This window comes from Nocardioides sp. YR527, from assembly GCF_900101045.1.
Classification (GTDB): domain Bacteria; phylum Actinomycetota; class Actinomycetes; order Propionibacteriales; family Nocardioidaceae; genus Nocardioides.
Map to the genome: position 1 here is coordinate 857,530 of NZ_FNFN01000002.1, position 16,739 is coordinate 874,268.

Genomic DNA, 16,739 nt, shown 5'->3' on the forward strand with positions numbered 1-16,739 from the left:
CCATGACCTCCCCCGACTCCCCGACGATCGTGATCGTCCCCGGGCTCCGCGACCATGTCGCCGACCACTGGCAGACGTTGTACGCCGACCGGCTCGACAACGTACGCATCGTGCCGCCCCTCGAGCGCGACGAGCTGAGTCTCGCCGCGCGGGTGGCCGCCCTCGACGAGGTGCTCCACGAGATCGACGAACCAGTGGTTCTCGTGGCCCACAGTGCCGGCTGCCTGATCGCGGTGCACTGGGCCCAGGCCGCGGCGCGGCCCGTCCGGGCTGCGCTGCTGGCGGCGCCACCCGACTTCGAGGTGCCGCTGCCCGACGGCTATCCCACGCTGCCCGACCTCCGCGCCCACGGCTGGGCCCCGGTGCCGCGACGTCGGCTGCCCTTCCCGACCACGGTCGCAGCAAGCCGGAACGATCCGCTGGCCGGTTTCCGGCGGGTTGCCGGTATGGCCGAGACCTGGGGCTCGCGCCTCGTCGACCTCGGCGAGGTCGGCCACCTCAACCCCGCCTCGGGCTACGGCCCGTGGCCCGAGGTCGACGACCTCGTCACGGACCTGCTCCACCGCTCCGCTCGGGCGGGCGGGACCGAGCTGGTGCGGTCGTGACCGGATCCGCGCAACGGCCCGAGGACGTCGTCGCGGCGATGCGCGCATCCGGGCAGTGGAACGCGCTGTGGGACGAGCTGGCCGAGCTCGATCCGGAGTGGACCGAGGACTACCTGGCACTGGCGACCCGGTCCTGGCGCAACGGTGTCCTCGCGCCGCAGGTCGTCGAGCTGCTCTGCATCGCGGTCGACGCTGCCTGCACGCACATGTACGCCCCCGGCGTACGTCGCCACATCCGGGCCGCCCTGGAGCTGGGCGTCACCGGGGAGGAGATCCTCGAGGTGCTCAAGCTCGCCACCGTGGTCGGCATTCACTCGTGCAACGTCGGGGTGCCGATCCTCGCCGAGGAGCTGGCCTCGCGCCGGGCCGGCAACGTGGTCGAGGACCAGCCTCGGTCCATGGCCTGAACAGCCGCGAGACCCGGCTCAGGCGCCGGCGATCCCGAGCAGGTCGCGAACGGGGCCGGCGGGAGGGCGCGCGCCGCCGATCCACACAGCCCGGAACTCCCGGGACAGGTCCAGCTCCGCGACCGGGACGCTGACGAGGATGCCCAGGTCGAGGTCGGCCTGGGTCGCCCGGCTCGACACGAACGCCGGAGACCCACCGGCACGTACGGCGGCGAGGATGGCGGCGTTCGTCGCGAACTCGACCTCCGGGTCGGCCAGGCGCTCGCCGACGGCGGCCAGCGCGGACTCGACGACCGCGCGGGTTCCCGAACCGTGCTCGCGACACGTCAGCGGACGTGTCGCGAGCTCGCGTGCGCTGATCCCGGAGCGGCGTCGTGCCCAACGATCGTCGGGTGCCGCGACCAGCACGAGGTCGTCGTTCCCCACCGGGGCCGTCGAGAGGCCGTCGGTGGCGACCGGGCCCTCGACGAAGCCCAGGTCCGCCTCGCCGTGACGTACCGCGGTGACGACGTCCTCGGAGTTGGCGGCACGCAGACTGACCGCGACCCGCCGCTGCTGGCGCAGGCGGACGAGCCAGCGCGGCAGCAGGTACTCCGCGGTCGTCATCGACGCGTGCACGTGCAGCTCGTCGGAGCGGCCGCGGCGCAGCGTCTGCAGGGCGATCTCGATCTCGTCGGCGCGTTCGAGCAGGTCACCGCTCCACTCGACCAGCAGCTTCCCGGCCTGGGTCAGCTCTGATCCTCGATGGGCCCGTTGCACGAGCACCAGGCCGACCTGCGTCTCCATCGCCCGCAGCCGCTGCGAGGCGGACTGCTGTGAGATCCCAGCAGCGCGTCCGGCGGCCCCGATGCTCCCGAGGCGAGCGAGGTCGGCCAGCAGGCGGAGCGACGGGAGATCGGGCAGCATGGTCACAGGATATCCCTGTGACTCCACAGCGAAAGGGGTCCTACCGGCGTCCGGCCGCGGCGCCGAGCATGGAGTCATGAGCATCCCCTACGGCCCGAACTGGTACACCGCCACCATGGGCACCGGCATCGTCGCCCTCGTCCTTCCCGGTCTGCCCTTTCACGTCCCGGGGGCGACGCCGGTCGCGCTGGTGTTCTGGCTGGCAGCGTGCCCCCTGCTGGTGACGACGGCGACGGTGATGCTGACCGCGATCCGGCAGGAGCGCTCGCTGCTCCGCCGCCAGTACGACGACCCGGTGTTGTCCCACTTCTACGGCGCCCCGGCCATGGCGCTCATGACGGTCGGCGCCGGCGCGATCGGCGTCGGTCGTGAGGTCCTCGGTGACTCGACCGCGCTGGGCCTGGCGGCGGTGCTGTGGGCCGCCGGCACCGTGCTCGGCCTCTGGACCGCGATCGCGGTGCCGTACCGGGCGATCACCCGGCACCAGGTCGCCGATGACGGTGCCACCGGAGGCTGGCTGATGCCGGTCGTGCCGCCGATGGTGTCGGCCACGACCGGGGCAGCGCTGGTGCCGTACGTCGCGGCCGGCCAGGCCCGCGAGACCCTCTTGCTGGTCTGCTACGCCTTCTTCGGTCTCACCGTCGTCGCCGGGTTCCTCGTGCTCAACCAGCTCTGGCAGCGGCTCGTCCGCCACGGTGCCCTCGCCCCGGCGGCGCTGCCCACCGTCTGGATCGTGCTGGGCTTCCTCGGCCAGTCGACCACGGCGGCCCACCATCTCGGCGAGCTCGCGCCCACCGTCGTGCCCGGCTACGGCCACGCGCTCAGCATGTTCGCGGTCTGCTACGGCGTCCCGGTCTGGGGCTTCACGGTGCTGTGGACCGTCCTGGCGCTCGCGCTGACCGTACGTCAGATCCGCGATGGTCTCCCGATGGCGCCGACCTGGTGGTCGTTCACGTTCCCGATCGGGACCGTCGCCACGGGCAGCAGCGCCCTCGCCGCCGCAACCGGCCTGACGCTCTTCGAGGTTGGCGCCGGACTCGCGGCGCTCGGGCTGCTGGTGGGCTGGATCGCCGCTGCGTACGCGACCGTCAGGCTCTTCAGGCGGTCGCCGGAGCGAGCCCGGACCGAGCCCGTTTTGCAACCAGACGGTTGCAAATGGATCGTTGAAGTGCAACACTGAGGTTGCACTTCGACATCCAAGGAGGACATCATGGTTCACACTGCAGAGGAGCTCGCCGAGCTCGACAGCATCAGCCGTCAGATCCACATCGACTCCAGTGCCGAGAAGGTCTGGTCCCTGATCACCCGCCCGGGTTGGTACGTCAACGACGGCACCGTCCTCGACGGCTCGGACACCCGCGTCGAGACCGCAGACGACGGCACCGAGGTCGCGGTGGTCACCCATCCGACGATGGGCGACTTCCGGTTCCGCACGGTCGAGCTCGACGAGCCGCGCTACGCCGCGTTCCGCTGGCTCGGCACCCCTATCCGTGACGTCACCGAGGGCACCCTGGTCGAGTTCTGGATCGAGGAGAGCGCGGGAGGCGGGGTCACGCTCAAGGTCCTGGAGAGCGGCTTCTCGACTCTGTCCGAGGACCCGGCCGTCTGGCTCAAGGAGCGCGAGGGCAACGACAACGGCTGGGCGCAGGAGCTCGAGGTCGCCAAGGCGTACGTCGAGGCGCTGGCGTGACCGCGACTCCCACCCTTCCCGAGATGTGCGCGGCCCTGGGCGACCAGACCCGCTGGGACATCCTCACCCGGCTGGGGCAGGAGGCGATGTCCGCCTCCGCCCTGGCCCGAGTGCTCCCGGTCAGCCGCCAGGCGATCGTCAAGCACCTCGACGTACTCTCCGAGGCCGGCCTCGTCACCGCCGAGCGCCGCGGCCGCGAGATCGTCTACATCGCCCTCGGCTCCCGCCTCAACGCCCTCGCCCACGAGCTCGACCGCATCGGCAACGCCTGGGACACCAGGCTCCGCGCCCTCAAGTCGCTCGCCGAGTCGGCGGAGGACTGAAGACGATTCTGAGACGGTGAAGTCGGCGTGACGACGGCTCGTCGACCTCAACGAGTGGCGAGCGCGACCTCCACCTCTGGATCCCGATCGTCGTGCTGGGTGGTGGACTCGGTGGTGCGGAGCGTACAAGGTGGTAATCGCACGCTTCTTGCCCGCCGAGGAGGAGGCTGAGGAGTCCAGCGACCTGCCTGTCGCCGCCTGACCACCGATCGCAGGAAACCGAAAGGACCGACATGCCCGACTACGTCGCCGCCGTCGACCAAGGCACCACGAGCACTCGCTGCATGATCTTCGACCACGGCGGCAAAGAGGTGGCCCGCCACCAGCTGGAGCACCAGCAGATCCTGCCGCAGGCCGGCTGGGTCGAGCACAATCCGGTGGAGATCTGGGAGCGGACCAGGGCGGTGATCCAGATCGCGCTCGGGAGCAAGGGCCTGACGGACAAAGACATCGCCGCGCTCGGTGTCACCAACCAGCGCGAGACCACCGTGGTGTGGAACAAGAGGACCGGACGGCCCTACTACAACGCGATCGTCTGGCAGGACACCCGCACCGACCGGATCGCCTCCACCCTCGACAAGGACGAGCGCGGCGACATCATCCGCCGCAAGGCCGGCCTCCCGCCTGCGACGTACTTCTCCGGAGGCAAGATCCAGTGGATCCTGGAGAACGTCGACGGCGTCCGCGAGGCCGCGGAGAGCGGCGACGCCATCTTCGGCACCACGGACTCCTGGATCGTCTGGAACCTGACCGGCGGTCCGAGCGGGGGCGTGCACGTCACCGACGTCACCAACGCCAGCCGCACGATGCTGATGAACCTCGAGACCCTCGACTGGGACGAGGAGCTCCTCGGCTTCTTCGACATCCCGCGCCAGATGCTCCCCGAGATCCGGCCCTCCTTCGAGCCCCGGGCCTACGGCACCACGCTGAAGAACGGCCCGCTCGGCGGCGAGATCCCGATCACCGGCATCCTCGGCGACCAGCAGGCGGCCATGGTCGGCCAGGTCTGCCTGGACGCGGGCGAGGCCAAGAACACCTACGGCACCGGCAACTTCCTGCTCCTCAACACCGGCCAGGAGCTCGTACGCTCCCGGAACGGCCTCCTCACCACGGTCTGCTACCAGTTCGGCGACCAGCCACCGGCGTACGCCCTGGAGGGCTCGATCGCCGTCACCGGCTCCGCGGTGCAATGGCTGCGTGACCAGCTGAGGGTGATCAGCAACGCCGGGCAGGTCGAGACCCTGGCCAAGGAGGTCGAGGACAACGGCGGGGTCTACTTCGTCCCGGCCTTCTCCGGTCTCTTCGCCCCCTACTGGCGCTCGGACGCCCGCGGCGTGATCGTCGGCCTGTCCCGGTTCAACACCAGCAGCCACATCGCCCGCGCGGCCCTGGAGGCGATCTGCTACCAGAGTCGTGACGTCGCCGAAGCGATGGAGAAGGACTCCGGCGTACGCCTCGAGGTCCTCAAGGTCGACGGCGGCATCACCGCCAACGAGCTGTGCATGCAGATCCAGGCCGACGTCCTCGGTGTCGAGGTCAGCCGCCCGGTCGTTGCCGAGACCACCGCGCTCGGAGCCGCCTACGCGGCCGGGCTCGCCGTCGGCTTCTGGAAGGACACCGACGAGCTCCGCCGGAACTGGAACGAGTCCAAGCGCTGGAAGCCGGCCTGGAGCGAGGAGCAGCGCGAGACCGGGTACGCCGGCTGGCGGAAGGCCGTCGACCGCACCCTGAACTGGGTCGACGTCGACTGACGGCGTCATCACAAAGGCCCAGTTTGGGGTATGCGCGAGGCACCCGGTCGGACGTACGTTGCGAGAGGGCCCGGCCGGGGCCCAGGACCTGCCTCGACCGGTCCGTTGGCACACCGACGACCGAGGAGGCAGCACATGTTCATCCAGATGATCCAGGGTCCCTGCACCCGGCAGGACGAGGCCCACCAGTTGCTCGACGAGTGGCGGCGCGACCTCGCGCCGGGCGCGACCGGGTGGCTGGGCGGCACCTACGGATTCACCGACGACAACCAGCTCGTCGGCGTGGTCCGCTTCGAGTCGCGTGAGTTGGCGATGGCCAACTCCGACCGCTCCGAGCAGGGGGAGTGGGCCGCGAAGATGGCCGAGGTCATGGACGGCCCGATGGAGTTCCACGACTGCGACGACGTCTCACTGATGATGGACGGCGGCTCCGACGACGCGGGGTTCGTGCAGATCATCCGTGGCCGCGTCGACGACCCGAGCCGGCTCAAGGCGATGATGGCCGACACCACGATGCTGCACGAGGCCCGCCCTGACATCCTCGGCGCCACCCTCGCGATCGAGGCGGACGGCAGCTTCGTCGAGACCATCGCGTTCACCAGCGAGGCCGAGGCGCGCAAGGGTGAGCAGGTCGAGCCCCCGGCCGACGTACGCCGCGAGCTCGAGTACGCGATGAAGGGTGCGACCTACTACGACCTCCACCACCCCTGGTTCGAGAGCGCCTGAGGAGGCCGAGATGCTGACCGACAGCAGCGTGAGGGCGAACATCCCGGCTGCCGACCTCGGGCGGGCACGCCGTTTCTACGCCGACAAGCTCGGGCTCGAGCCGAGCGAGGAGAGCGATGGCTGGCTGGTCTACACGACAGCCGGCGGGACGTCGTTCCACCTCTACGAGACCGAGCAGGCGGGCAAGGCCGGGCACACGATCGCCCAGTTCCACGTGGCCGACGTCCGCAAGGAGGTCGATGCTCTGGGAGCCAAGGGCGTCAGCTTCGAGCACTACGACATGCCCGGTATGACCTGGGACGGCGACGTCGCCGGGATGGGCCCGGCCGGGCATGCCGCCTGGTTCAAGGACAGCGAGGACAACATCCTCTGCATCGACGACGCGGTGCCTGCCTGAGGGGGAGCACGGAAGGGCCCGGCTCAGCCGGGTCCTTCGCCCGCGCCGACGTGCTGAGCCAGGTACGCCTGGAGGCCGACGCGATCGATCGCGTCGAGCTGGGACTCGAACCAGTCGGCGTGCTTCTCCTCGTCACGGACCATCTCCTCGAAGACGGCAGCGGTGCCGTGGTCGCCGAGCCGGTGGCACTCGGCGCCGCCGGCGTTGAACTGGGCGACCGCGGCGCGCTCGCTCGCGAGGGCGAGGGAGAGCATCTCCTCGGCGGTCTCGCCCACCTCGATGGCGTTGAGCCGCTGCACGTTGGGATGGCCGTCGAACATCAGGATCCGGTTGATCAGATCGTCGGCGTCGCGCATCTCGTCGATGGAGAGGTCGTAGAAGACCTTGCCGAGCTTGGGCAGGCCCCAGTTGTCGAGCATTCGAGCATGCAGGAAGTACGTGTTGGTGACCGTGAGCTCGAACGTGAGCGCCTCGTTGAGGAGCTCGACGACGCGTGGATCGATTGGCTGCATGACGCACCTCCGGTAACGGGATCTGACCCGATACTCGCACGGCACCCCGGGAGTGAGGACAGACTCAGTTTGTGACCGGTTGCGTCAGCTCGCGGCGCCGTCGGCAGCCAGCTGCGAGCACTCGTGCTCGAGATGCCTGGTGACGATCTTCTTCACCGAGAAGATGCACGAGCCGCAGTCCTGGGCGGCGCCCGTGGAGCGGCAGATCGCACTGACCGTACGGGCGCCGTCGGCCAGCGCGACGTCGACGTCACGGTCCGTGACGACTCGGCACTGGCAGACGATCATGGGATTAGGTTAGCCGACCCTAAGCAAAGTGACGAGCCGGCGTCTCACTTCTTACCTTCGGTCCTGTCGCGGAGCTTCACATTCTCCCGGTATGGTCCAGGTCACACTGTTGCTCCCGGCCCTCGGAGGATCCCTTGCGCATCGCAGTCATCGGCACCGGCTTCGGCGGCCTGGCCGCCACGATCGAGCTCAAGAAGCGGGGTCACGACGACATCGTCGTGTTCGAGAAGGCCGGTGACGTCGGCGGCGTGTGGCGGGAGAACACCTACCCGGGCGCCGCCTGCGACGTACCGTCCAGTCTCTACTCCTACTCCTTCGAGCCCAACCCGCACTGGCCCCACAAGTTCTCCCGCCAGCCCGCGATCCTCGACTACATCCACCAGGTCGTCGACAAGTACGACGTACGCCGCCACATCCGCTTCCACACCGAGGTGACCGCGGCCCGCTGGGACGACGAGGCGAAGACCTGGCAGCTCGAGCTCAGCACGGGGGAGACCGAGACGGTCGACCTGTTCGTACCCGCCGTCGGCCAGCTCTCCCGGCCCTCGGTCCCGAACATCCCCGGCGCCGACACCTTCCGGGGCGAGGTGTTCCACTCCGCCGAGTGGAACCACGACCTGAGCCTCGCCGGCAAGCGGGTCGCGGTGATCGGCACCGGGGCGAGCGCGATCCAGTTCGTGCCCGAGGTCCGGAAGGAGGCGGCGAAGGTGCTCCTCTTCCAGCGCACCGCGCCCTACATCGTTCCGCGCAAGGACTTCGAGCGCACCGACCCCGCCCACCCGATCCCGCAGCTCCTCAACCGCGCGAAGATCTGGACCCAGGCCGAGTGGCTGACCACGACCTTTCACATCAAGCCGCTCGCCGCGGTGATGCGCACCTGGTCCAAACGGCACATGAAAGCCCAGACCGCCGCGAAGCCGGGGCTGTTCGAGAAGGTCTGGCCCGACTACCCGTTCGGCTGCAAGCGCGTACTCTTCGCCGACGACTACCTGCCGGCCCTCGCCCAGCCCAACGTCGACCTGATCACCGACGACATCAGCGAGATCACCTCGACCGGCGTCACGACCGCCGACGGGCAGCACCACGAGGTCGACGTCATCATCTGGGGCACCGGCTTCAAGGCCACCGACTTCCTCGCCCCGATGACGATCGCCGGCACCCAGGGCCGCGACCTGCACACCCACTGGAAGGACGGCGCCCACGCCTACCACGGCATGACCGTCCCCGGTTTCCCCAACCTGCTGATCATGTACGGCCCCAACACCAACACCGGCGGCGGATCGATCATCTACTTCCTGGAGACCCAGGCCCGCTATCTGGGTCGCTACGCCGATCACATCGACGAGGCAGGGCCGCTCGAGATCCGGGCCGATGTCGAGGAGGCCTACGACGCCCGGATCCAGGACCAGCTCGCCGACAGCGTCTGGAGCAAGTGCAGCTCCTGGTATCGGGAGAAGAACGGCCGGATCACCACCAACTGGCCCAGTATCTCGGCGCGTTATCGACGCAGTGCCAACTACGAGAAAGCCGACTACGCGTCCGCTTGAGCGTTCACTCTCGATGGGGTCCTGAAGGCTCTTTGTGCCCGATCTGTTCCTTCCCTTCTACGTGCGGTAGGCCACATACTCGAAGGGATGACTACCTCAACCCCCCGGCGGCGACACTTCGCCGCGAGTCCGTTCAAGGCAGATCCCGAGCCGGTCATTGAGCAGTTCGAGTCTGGGGACATGGTCTCCCACGACTCCTTCGGCCTGGGTCGGGTCGTCAACAAAGAAACGGCCGCAGTCACTGTCGACTTCGGTCCCCAGCTGGTGCGTATTGCCAGCCCCTTCCCCAAGCTTTCCAAGCTCTGACCATCGTCTGAGCTGCAACGAGATCGCCCTCCCCGAGCACTGCTCGAGGAGGGCGATCTCGTTTCGAAGTGCTTACTTCCTCTTCACCGGATAGGCCGCGTCGACCTCCACCTCGACCAGCCAGCCGTCCACGGGCAGGTTCTCGATCTCGAGCGCGAACCGCGACGGCCGAGCCGGGTTGGTGACCATCGGAGCCGCGGGCGCAGCGGTTCCGAGCGGCACCGGGACGACCTCGCCGGTCGAGACGGACGTGTTCGCGAAGAACTGCCGGTAGGCCCGGTTCCAGCCCGCGAAGTCCATCTTCGCCTCGCCCGCGGGGTTCTGCAGGAATACGCGCATCGTGATCACGTCCTCGTACGAGAGCCCGGCCGCCTCGAGGTTCTCCCCGATCCGGCGCAGTACGTTGATCCCCTGGGCCTCGGTGATGGTCACGCCCGGCGGCAGCTCACCACCCGGGAAGACCGCGGTGTCGATGTAGGCCAGCTCCCCGCTCGCCCCGGTGTTGAGCCGGGACGGACCGAGCCCGCTGGTCTTGTAGATCGCGGCCGCCGGCCCGATCGCGACGCCGTTCGCGATCGACGGGTTGTCCTGTCCCGCGGGCAGCACCGAGATCGTCTCCCCGCCACGCGGCGGAAACTGTGACCACTTGCTTCCGGCGACCGCCGCCGTCGGAGCGACCAGAGCCGCGGTCAACCCGACCACGGCCACCACCTTCGTACGCGGCGACATCATGCCGTCACCCGCGCGTGCAGCTTCTCGACGGCCGCCCGGGCAGCCGTGATCGCGCCGTGCTGCCAGGCCACGGAATGACTGAGGTGATCGCCGGCGAAGTAGGTGTTGCCGGTGGCGTCCAGCAGCCGGGTGTAGAGCGGATCGGTGTCGGCGGTCGTCGAGTAGGCCCAGGCTCCCTCGGAGAACTTCTGCGTCTTCCAGTCCTGGCTGTAGGAGGCGGTGATGCCCTCGCCGTAGACGTCCCCGAAGATCTGCTTGCCCATGTCCACGGCCCGCGAGAGGCGCTGAGCGGGGGTGAGCACACCGTAGCTGTCGGCCGCGCTACCGGTGTTGTAGTAGCCGATCATCGTGCCCCTGTCCCCGTTGAACCCGTACGACGGATGCCACATGTTGCGCAGGTCGAGGCGGGTGTTGGTGATCCCGCCGTAGATGCGGAAGTCCTCCTCCCACCAGCGCCGGTCGTACTCGATCCCGATCTTGCCCGCGTTCGAGGGGCCGAAGGACTTCAGGCTCGCGGTGATGTCGGCGCCGAGGTTGTGCGGGACCTTGGCCGCGATGTTCGGCGGCATGCAGTTGATCGCGAAGTCGGCCTTGATGGTCTCGGTCCTCCCCCGAGCCTTGTAGGCCACCGAGACGCCGGTCGAGGTGTTGTTCCACTCCACGACCTCGGCCCCGTAGCGGATGTTCCGCGCTCCGACGGCCTTGGCGAAGGCGTACGGGATCGCGTCCATGCCACCCACCGGCTGATACATCATCATCGCCTGGTCGTAGCCGAACTCGAAGGAGAAGTACTGCCCCAGACCGGAGGCCAGGACAGCACTCATCGCGTGCGGCGCCACCTCGGTGCCGGACTCCTGACCGGCTCCCGGCTCGACCGTGTAGCCCGCGCGGCTGGAGCCGGTGTAGGCGTACCCCTCCGCCTTGGAGCCGAGGTCGCCGAAGCTCCTCAGGAAGGCGATCAGCGCCTCCTTGTCGTCGGCGGTCAGCTCCTCGTCCAGTGCCCCCTTGTCGGTCGCCTTCGCGAGCAGCTCGGAGACATAGCCGTACGTGTCCGCCTTCGCCTGGCGCATCTGCACCGCGCCGATGCCGTGGTCGCCGGGGTAGTAGAGCAGCGCGTTGGCGTTCTGGTTGGTGAACGCCTCGATCGGGACGCCCAGCTCCTTGCAGTAGTCCAGCGTGATGTGGCTCTGCGGCAGCCGACCGGGGCCGGCGTTCATGTACTGCCCCTTGGAGAAGCCGGCGACCTGCGTGACCCCGTTCAGATCCGTCACCCGGGTCCCGCCGCGCACCGTGAAGTTGCGGCCACCCGGCCGCTCGCGTCCCTCGAGCACGGTGACCTTGTAGCCACCCTTGAGCAGCTCGTACGCAGCGGTGAGCCCGGCGATGCCGCCGCCGAGGATCACGACCGACTTGCTGCCGGCCCGGGCGAGATCGGAAGGCTTGGGAGGAGTGAAGCTGGGGGTCTCCGCGGCGTGAGCCGACGTGAGCCCGAGAGCACCCATGCTGTGCAACATGACTCCCGCGCCGCCGGCGAGGCCGACGTTGCGCAGGAAGTTCCGACGTGACTGAGTCTGCGTCATGTGGGGGATCCAATCTGTTGGGGACGCCCCGAAACGTAGAAAGCCTTTGTTGCACTGTGATTGCGTTTGCGTCTCGCTAGAACGCGTGTTCCCCAACTCGTCAGTAGCCTTAGGATCGGCTCCGTGACCGTCACCATCCGCGATGCAGCTCCCGCCGACGTACCCGAGATCCTCCGCCTCGTCCACGCCCTGGCCGTCTACGAGAAGGAGCCCGACGCGGTCGAGGCGACGGAAGCCGACTTCGCCACGGCGCTCTTCCCCGAGTCCGGCACCCCGACCACGCGCTGCCTCATCGCCGAGGACGACGGAACGGTCATCGGCATGGCGGTCTGGTACGTCACCTTCTCGACCTGGACCGGCCGCAACGGCATCTGGCTCGAGGACCTCTTCGTCGACCCGGAGCGCCGCGGCGCCGGCGCCGGCAAGGCCCTTCTCGTACGCCTCGCCGAGATCTGCGTCGAGAACGACTGGCGTCGCCTCGAGTGGTGGGTGCTGACGTGGAACGAGCCGTCGATCGCCTTCTACCGCTCCCTCGGCTCGGTCCCGCAGGACGAGTGGGAGGTCCACCGCATCGACGGCGCCGCACTGAAGGAGCTCGGCGCCGCCGGCGGCGTCTGACCTCAGCCCCCGTACGCAGCGGCGAACCGCCGCGCCCACTCCTCGAAGCCACGCGCCGGCCTGCCGAGGACCTCCTCGACGTGCGGGCTGACCGCCTGCTCGGCTGCCGTCGGGTTGCCGAGGATGGCGAGCGTCCCCTCGGCGACGGCCGCGGGCATGAACCTCGACATCTCGCGGCGTGCCTCCTCCGGGGTCAGGTCGACGAAGTCCAGCGGCCGACCGATCGCCGCCGAGATCTCGCCGACCTGCTCGCGAGGCGTGGTCGCGACCGGACCGGTGAGCTCGTACGTCCGCCCGTCGTGACCGTCCTGGGTGAGCACCGCCGCGGCGACCTCGGCGATGTCGAGCGGGTCGACCACCGGAAGCGCGACGTCACCGAACGGCGCGTGGACGGCGTCCATCTTCTCGATCATCGGCACCCAGGCGAGCGCGTTGCTCGCGAAGCCGCCAGGGCGCAGGATCGTCCACTCCATCGCCGAGCTCCGCACTGCTTCCTCGAGCTCGGCGAGCGGCGCGTGCGACGGTGTCCCCGGCCGCGTGCCGACGGCCTGCGAGGACTGCAGGACCACCCGGCGTACGCCTGCCGCCTCCGCATGCTTGATCAGCGCGGGCCCGTCGACATGAGCACCGGCGCCGCTGACCAGGACGAACAGCGCCTCGGCGCCCGCGAGGGCCGGGGCCAGGGTCGTGACGTCGGCGAGGTCGGCCACCGCGGTGACGACTCCGGGCCCGGTCGGCAGCGGCGCCGACGTCCCGCGCGAGACGGCCGTGACGGCGTGCCCGGTGTCGGCCAGCAGCTGGACGAGCGGCTGTCCGACGTTCCCCGTCGCTCCGGTGATGACGATCATCGTGGTCTCCATTCAAGGGTGGGATCTGCGTTCGGCCCGACGTTAGGTCCCTCGATACAGTGGGTTCCCCAAGGTAAGTATTGGAGCGACATGACCTGGCGTCCGAGCACCGACGAACCGGTGGAGGCGTGCCCGATCACCCCGGCGGTCGAGCTGATCTTCAGCCGATGGACCACCCCGATCCTGTGGACGCTGCACGAGCTCGGGACCCAACGCTTCGTCGAGCTGGAGCGTCGCCTCGGCACGATCTCCTCGAAGGTGCTGACCCAGCGCCTGCGCCAACTCGAGCGCGACGGCCTCGTCGAGCGCCGCTACCACGCGGAGGTCCCACCCCGGGTGGAGTACGACATCACCGACCTGGGCCGCAGCCTGCAGCCGGTCTTCGCCGCCGTCGGCACCTGGTCCGAGGCCAACATGCCGTCCGTGGAGAAGGCACGCGAGGCCTACACCGGCCCGCTACCCCGCTGAGGCCGACTGCGTCGCAGCCCCCGGACCGGGCAGCACCTCGACATCGTCGGCGTGCATCGGTTCGCCGCAGTGCGAGCACCGCAGGTCGACGCGGCCGATCTCGCCGCAGGCGTGGTGCCGGTAGAGCACCGGCGGCCCGGCCTCACCCGCGAGCCATCTGTCTCCCCAGCCGGCCATCACCATCAGGATGTCGACCAGCTCGCGCCCCTTCTCGGTCAGCACGTACTCATAGCGCGGCCGGTTGTCGTACGCCTGCTTCTCCAGCACTCCGTGCTCGACCAGGTGCCCGAGCCGCTCGGTGAGCACCTTCCGCGATATCCCGAGATCCGCCTGGATCTGGTCGAACCGGTTCATCCCCACCCAGATGTCGCGCAGCACGAGCGGCGACCACGGCTCCCCGATCACGTCGAGCGTCCGTGCGATCGAGCAGGCCATCTCGGCGAAGTTTGTACGTTGCATGACCCCGAATCTACCATTTGGGGTTCCTTCAAGGAACTCAGAGTGCTACGGTCGCAGAGTCTCTTCAAGAAACTCTGACCTCAGGGAGCGATCATGAGCAAGGTCCTCGCAGCACTCTCGGTCTCCGTCGACGGCTTCATCACCGGACGCGGCCCTGGCCCCGGCCGCGGCCTGGGGGACGGCGGGGTCCTCTTCGACTGGTACTTCGACGGTGACACCCCCAGCCAGGTATTCGACGGCTTCAAGCTCTCCGAGCCGAGCGCCCGCGTCTTCGACGCCCTGGCGGCTCGTGACGGTGTCAGCCTCGCCGGCCGCAACACCTACGACGACTCCGGCTGGGACCAGGGCGGAGCACCTCATCCCACCGCCCCGCTGGTCGTCCTCTCCCATCGCCCCGCCCCGGCGATCCACGACCGCCAGACCTTCGCCACCACGATCGAGGACGCGATCGCCGTCGCCAAGGACCAGGCCGGCGGCAAGGACGTCGGGCTCATGGGCGGCGGCGTCGTGACCGGAGCCCTGAAGGCCGGCCTCGTCGACGAGATCGTCCTCCACCAGGTCCCGGTCCTCCTCGGCGCCGGCCGTCGCTTCTTCAACGAGCTCCCCGAGCACATCTCGCTCGAGATCGTCGACGTCGTCCCGGCCCCCGGCGTCACCCACCTCCACTACCGCGTCATCCGCTGACCACCGCAAGGAGAAGAACGATGATCAACCCCGACGTACGCCCTTTCCTCGAGGGCACCGCTCTGGCCCATGTCGCCACCATCGGGCCCGACGGCGCCCCGCGCACCTCTCCGGTCTGGGTCGGAACCCACGGCGACCACGTCGTCTTCCTCACCGGCAACCGCGGCCGCAAGTACCGCAACCTCCAGGCCGACCCGCGCATCGCCCTCTCCCTGGCTCCGCAGGAGAACGACTTCATGCCGGTCATCCTCCGCGGCCGCGTCGTCGGCTGGGTCGAGGACAAGAGCCGCTGGGAGATCATCGACGAGATCGCCGGCCGCTACACCGGCGCGCCCTACCCCCGCGAGGTCGACGCGTTCGGCGACCGCGCCGTCGCCCTCATCGAGCTCGACCACCAGCACATCGGCGTCGGCTGAACCGGCTGCCGGATCACCGCTCCCCGAGAACGGTCGCCACCAACCCCTCGACCTCGTCCGTACGCAGCGGCACCGGTGTCATCAGCCGCCGGTAGAACACCGCACCCGCCAACGCTTCCGCCGCCCGCTCCGGGTCCCCGACATCCTGCCCGGACTCCCCCAGCCGGGTGAGTGCATCGACCAGCCGTGTACGCCGCTCCGCGCTGTAGCGGTGGTGCAGCTCCCGCAGACCCGGGTCGCGCTCGGCGCCGTCGAGCACGGCGGGGAGGCAGTCGGACATCAGGGACGACTGCATGGCGGTGGCGAGGTGGGCGACGATGGCGACCACATCTGCCCGAGGGTCCTGTCCGCCGGCTCCCGGGCGCGGCTGGACGTTGAGCGTCTCCATGGCGGCGGCGATCAGGCTGAGCCGGTCGTGCCCGAGTCGGTAGATCGTGCTCCGGGCGACGCCGGCACGCGTCGCGACCCCATCGATGCTGAATCCGCCGTATCCCCGCTCGGCAAGCTCCGCGAGCGCCGCTTCGAGCACTCTTTCCCGACTGCGCACCACTCGGGGGTCCGTACGCCCTTGACGAGAAGCCATGCCAGGAGCCTACTATGCAACAGTAGTGTTGCAGAAAGGAGAGACAGATGATTCCCGGATTCCGCTACATCGTCGACGACATCCCCGCTGCCGTCGCCTTCTACCGCGAGCTCGGGTTCGAGGACGTCGGCCCGAGAGCCGGCGGCTTCGCGATGCTCGAGGGCCGCGGTCTGCGGCTGATGCTGAACTGTCCGGGTGCCGGTGGTGCCGGGCAGGCTGCCGACGACGGCAAGGTTCCGAGCCCCGGTGGCTGGGGCCGTATCCAGCTCGAGGTGTCCGATGTCGACCACGAGCTCCGGCGTCTGAGCGAAGCCGGCGTTCACGTACGCACCAGCCGCATCGATGGCAGGGGTGGCGCCCAAGCGGTGATCGAGGACCCGGCCGGCAACCCGGTCGAGCTCTTCGCGCCCGCCTGACCGGTGGGAACGCGCCCCTGGCGCCGGGTGCGGCAAGCCCGCGACGCGCCTTGTGTCAGGGGTCTAGAGTGGAGGCCAGAACATCGCACGAAAAGAGTTGCCCTGGCGATTTGAAACGGCGTCAGGGTGTGTGTAGTGTTCTCCGAGTCGCCAGGGTGCGGCGGGAAGCAAGCGCGAGTCTTCGGGCGGGCTTCCGGCCCCGGAGCGGCCACCTCCACTCTTCGAGCATCGCTCGAGCCAGGGTGTTCTAGATGTTGATCTTCGAATCGGCGAAAGAACCTCAGGATCTGGTTCCAACCAGATCAGCACGGCCATGAGTGGGCCCGGTTTAGAGCGATAAACACCGCGGGTTTCCCGAATTGGTGATTAGAGCGAAAGCCACTAAAGTCCTCCAGGACTGAGGCGGATAAGGCTTCAAACTTTCAGCGGGAAAGCGCGGTTAGCGCCGAATTGCGAAAGTGAGAATGGCTCCGCTAA

The 16,739-nt window shown here is 68.9% G+C and carries 23 protein-coding genes; 15 read left to right on the forward strand and 8 right to left on the reverse strand.

Annotation, left to right across the window (positions count from 1 at the left end):
* Nucleotides 1-2 precede the first annotated feature (2 nt).
* Together BLT25_RS08435 and BLT25_RS08440 are read left to right on the forward strand one after the other, a co-directional pair.
* Nucleotides 3-605, forward strand: coding sequence for an RBBP9/YdeN family alpha/beta hydrolase (locus BLT25_RS08435; RefSeq protein ID WP_091044214.1), 603 nt, complete (start codon nucleotides 3-5; stop codon nucleotides 603-605).
* A complete protein-coding gene (locus BLT25_RS08440) occupies nucleotides 602-1,012 on the forward strand; it encodes a carboxymuconolactone decarboxylase family protein (protein WP_218131268.1) in 411 nt (136 codons plus the stop codon). The genes BLT25_RS08435 and BLT25_RS08440 overlap by 4 nt, the downstream gene beginning before the upstream one ends.
* An 18-nt stretch (nucleotides 1,013-1,030) precedes the next feature.
* On the opposite strand, the gene BLT25_RS08445 is transcribed toward BLT25_RS08440, so the two are convergent.
* The gene (locus tag BLT25_RS08445; RefSeq protein WP_256328507.1) at nucleotides 1,031-1,918 is read right to left on the reverse strand and encodes a LysR family transcriptional regulator; all 888 of its coding nucleotides are present in this window, start codon (nucleotides 1,916-1,918) and stop codon (nucleotides 1,031-1,033) included.
* Between the two features lie 76 nt (nucleotides 1,919-1,994).
* Here BLT25_RS08445 and BLT25_RS08450 point away from each other — a divergent pair, with 76 nt between their 5' ends.
* The 6 genes from BLT25_RS08450 (at nucleotide 1,995) to BLT25_RS08475 (ending at nucleotide 6,805) form a co-directional block, all read left to right on the forward strand.
* Nucleotides 1,995-3,098: a TDT family transporter gene (locus BLT25_RS08450; RefSeq protein WP_091044219.1), complete on the forward strand. Its 1,104-nt coding sequence runs from the start codon at nucleotides 1,995-1,997 to the stop codon at nucleotides 3,096-3,098.
* 30 nt (nucleotides 3,099-3,128) lie between these two features.
* Nucleotides 3,129-3,608: an SRPBCC family protein gene (locus tag BLT25_RS08455; protein ID WP_091044222.1), complete on the forward strand. Its 480-nt coding sequence runs from the start codon at nucleotides 3,129-3,131 to the stop codon at nucleotides 3,606-3,608.
* Nucleotides 3,605-3,931, forward strand: a complete 327-nt coding sequence (locus tag BLT25_RS08460) for an ArsR/SmtB family transcription factor (protein WP_218131269.1) — start codon at nucleotides 3,605-3,607, stop codon at nucleotides 3,929-3,931. Before BLT25_RS08455 ends, BLT25_RS08460 begins: the two co-directional genes overlap by 4 nt.
* Before the next feature lie 233 nt (nucleotides 3,932-4,164).
* Nucleotides 4,165-5,682: a glycerol kinase GlpK gene (gene glpK / locus BLT25_RS08465; RefSeq protein WP_091044223.1), complete on the forward strand. Its 1,518-nt coding sequence runs from the start codon at nucleotides 4,165-4,167 to the stop codon at nucleotides 5,680-5,682.
* Between the two features lie 135 nt (nucleotides 5,683-5,817).
* A complete protein-coding gene (locus BLT25_RS08470; RefSeq protein WP_091044226.1) occupies nucleotides 5,818-6,408 on the forward strand; it encodes a hypothetical protein in 591 nt (196 codons plus the stop codon).
* A 10-nt stretch (nucleotides 6,409-6,418) separates the two neighbouring features.
* Nucleotides 6,419-6,805 (forward strand): VOC family protein, encoded by a 387-nt coding sequence (locus BLT25_RS08475; protein WP_091044228.1) that lies wholly within the window; start codon nucleotides 6,419-6,421, stop codon nucleotides 6,803-6,805.
* A 23-nt stretch (nucleotides 6,806-6,828) separates the two neighbouring features.
* Here BLT25_RS08475 and bfr read toward each other — a convergent pair whose 3' ends face one another.
* Nucleotides 6,829-7,317, reverse strand: a complete 489-nt coding sequence (gene bfr / locus BLT25_RS08480) for a bacterioferritin (protein WP_091044231.1) — start codon at nucleotides 7,315-7,317, stop codon at nucleotides 6,829-6,831.
* A gap of 84 nt (nucleotides 7,318-7,401) precedes the next feature.
* Nucleotides 7,402-7,605: a (2Fe-2S)-binding protein gene (locus BLT25_RS08485; RefSeq protein WP_091044234.1), complete on the reverse strand. Its 204-nt coding sequence runs from the start codon at nucleotides 7,603-7,605 to the stop codon at nucleotides 7,402-7,404.
* Between the two features lie 134 nt (nucleotides 7,606-7,739).
* Between BLT25_RS08485 and BLT25_RS08490 the strand changes: the two genes are divergently transcribed.
* Together BLT25_RS08490 and BLT25_RS08495 are read left to right on the forward strand one after the other, a co-directional pair.
* Nucleotides 7,740-9,152, forward strand: coding sequence for a flavin-containing monooxygenase (locus BLT25_RS08490; protein ID WP_176883702.1), 1,413 nt, complete (start codon nucleotides 7,740-7,742; stop codon nucleotides 9,150-9,152).
* 87 nt (nucleotides 9,153-9,239) lie between these two features.
* A complete protein-coding gene (locus tag BLT25_RS08495) occupies nucleotides 9,240-9,458 on the forward strand; it encodes a hypothetical protein (protein ID WP_091044238.1) in 219 nt (72 codons plus the stop codon).
* Nucleotides 9,459-9,530: 72 nt separating this feature from the next.
* Here the strand turns inward: BLT25_RS08495 and BLT25_RS08500 are convergent, their stop codons facing one another.
* Together BLT25_RS08500 and BLT25_RS08505 are read right to left on the reverse strand one after the other, a co-directional pair.
* Nucleotides 9,531-10,160, reverse strand: coding sequence for a Rid family hydrolase (locus tag BLT25_RS08500; protein WP_256328508.1), 630 nt, complete (start codon nucleotides 10,158-10,160; stop codon nucleotides 9,531-9,533).
* Nucleotides 10,161-10,186: 26 nt separating this feature from the next.
* Complete coding sequence (locus BLT25_RS08505) at nucleotides 10,187-11,770, reverse strand: flavin monoamine oxidase family protein (protein ID WP_091044243.1); 1,584 nt, start codon at nucleotides 11,768-11,770, stop codon at nucleotides 10,187-10,189.
* A gap of 123 nt (nucleotides 11,771-11,893) precedes the next feature.
* On the opposite strand from BLT25_RS08505, the gene BLT25_RS08510 reads away from it, so the two are divergent.
* Nucleotides 11,894-12,388 carry a GNAT family N-acetyltransferase gene (locus tag BLT25_RS08510; protein ID WP_091044245.1) on the forward strand — a complete coding sequence of 165 codons (495 nt, stop codon included), beginning with the start codon at nucleotides 11,894-11,896 and terminating at the stop codon, nucleotides 12,386-12,388.
* A gap of 2 nt (nucleotides 12,389-12,390) precedes the next feature.
* On the opposite strand, the gene BLT25_RS08515 is transcribed toward BLT25_RS08510, so the two are convergent.
* A complete protein-coding gene (locus tag BLT25_RS08515) occupies nucleotides 12,391-13,236 on the reverse strand; it encodes an NAD(P)H-binding protein (protein ID WP_091044395.1) in 846 nt (281 codons plus the stop codon).
* A gap of 90 nt (nucleotides 13,237-13,326) precedes the next feature.
* Here BLT25_RS08515 and BLT25_RS08520 point away from each other — a divergent pair, with 90 nt between their 5' ends.
* Complete coding sequence (locus tag BLT25_RS08520) at nucleotides 13,327-13,704, forward strand: winged helix-turn-helix transcriptional regulator (RefSeq protein ID WP_091044247.1); 378 nt, start codon at nucleotides 13,327-13,329, stop codon at nucleotides 13,702-13,704.
* Here the strand turns inward: BLT25_RS08520 and BLT25_RS08525 are convergent.
* Complete coding sequence (locus tag BLT25_RS08525) at nucleotides 13,693-14,163, reverse strand: winged helix-turn-helix transcriptional regulator (protein WP_091044249.1); 471 nt, start codon at nucleotides 14,161-14,163, stop codon at nucleotides 13,693-13,695. The genes BLT25_RS08520 and BLT25_RS08525 overlap by 12 nt on opposite strands.
* Nucleotides 14,164-14,256: 93 nt before the next feature.
* Here BLT25_RS08525 and BLT25_RS08530 point away from each other — a divergent pair, with 93 nt between their 5' ends.
* Nucleotides 14,257-14,847, forward strand: a complete 591-nt coding sequence (locus BLT25_RS08530) for a dihydrofolate reductase family protein (RefSeq protein ID WP_091044252.1) — start codon at nucleotides 14,257-14,259, stop codon at nucleotides 14,845-14,847.
* A gap of 20 nt (nucleotides 14,848-14,867) precedes the next feature.
* Complete coding sequence (locus BLT25_RS08535; RefSeq protein WP_091044254.1) at nucleotides 14,868-15,263, forward strand: TIGR03618 family F420-dependent PPOX class oxidoreductase; 396 nt, start codon at nucleotides 14,868-14,870, stop codon at nucleotides 15,261-15,263.
* A 13-nt stretch (nucleotides 15,264-15,276) separates the two neighbouring features.
* Here the strand turns inward: BLT25_RS08535 and BLT25_RS08540 are convergent, their stop codons facing one another.
* The gene (locus tag BLT25_RS08540) at nucleotides 15,277-15,846 is read right to left on the reverse strand and encodes a TetR-like C-terminal domain-containing protein (RefSeq protein WP_091044256.1); all 570 of its coding nucleotides are present in this window, start codon (nucleotides 15,844-15,846) and stop codon (nucleotides 15,277-15,279) included.
* A 47-nt stretch (nucleotides 15,847-15,893) separates the two neighbouring features.
* Between BLT25_RS08540 and BLT25_RS08545 the strand changes: the two genes are divergently transcribed.
* Nucleotides 15,894-16,262 (forward strand): VOC family protein, encoded by a 369-nt coding sequence (locus BLT25_RS08545; RefSeq protein ID WP_091044258.1) that lies wholly within the window; start codon nucleotides 15,894-15,896, stop codon nucleotides 16,260-16,262.
* Nucleotides 16,263-16,739: the final 477 nt, after the last annotated feature.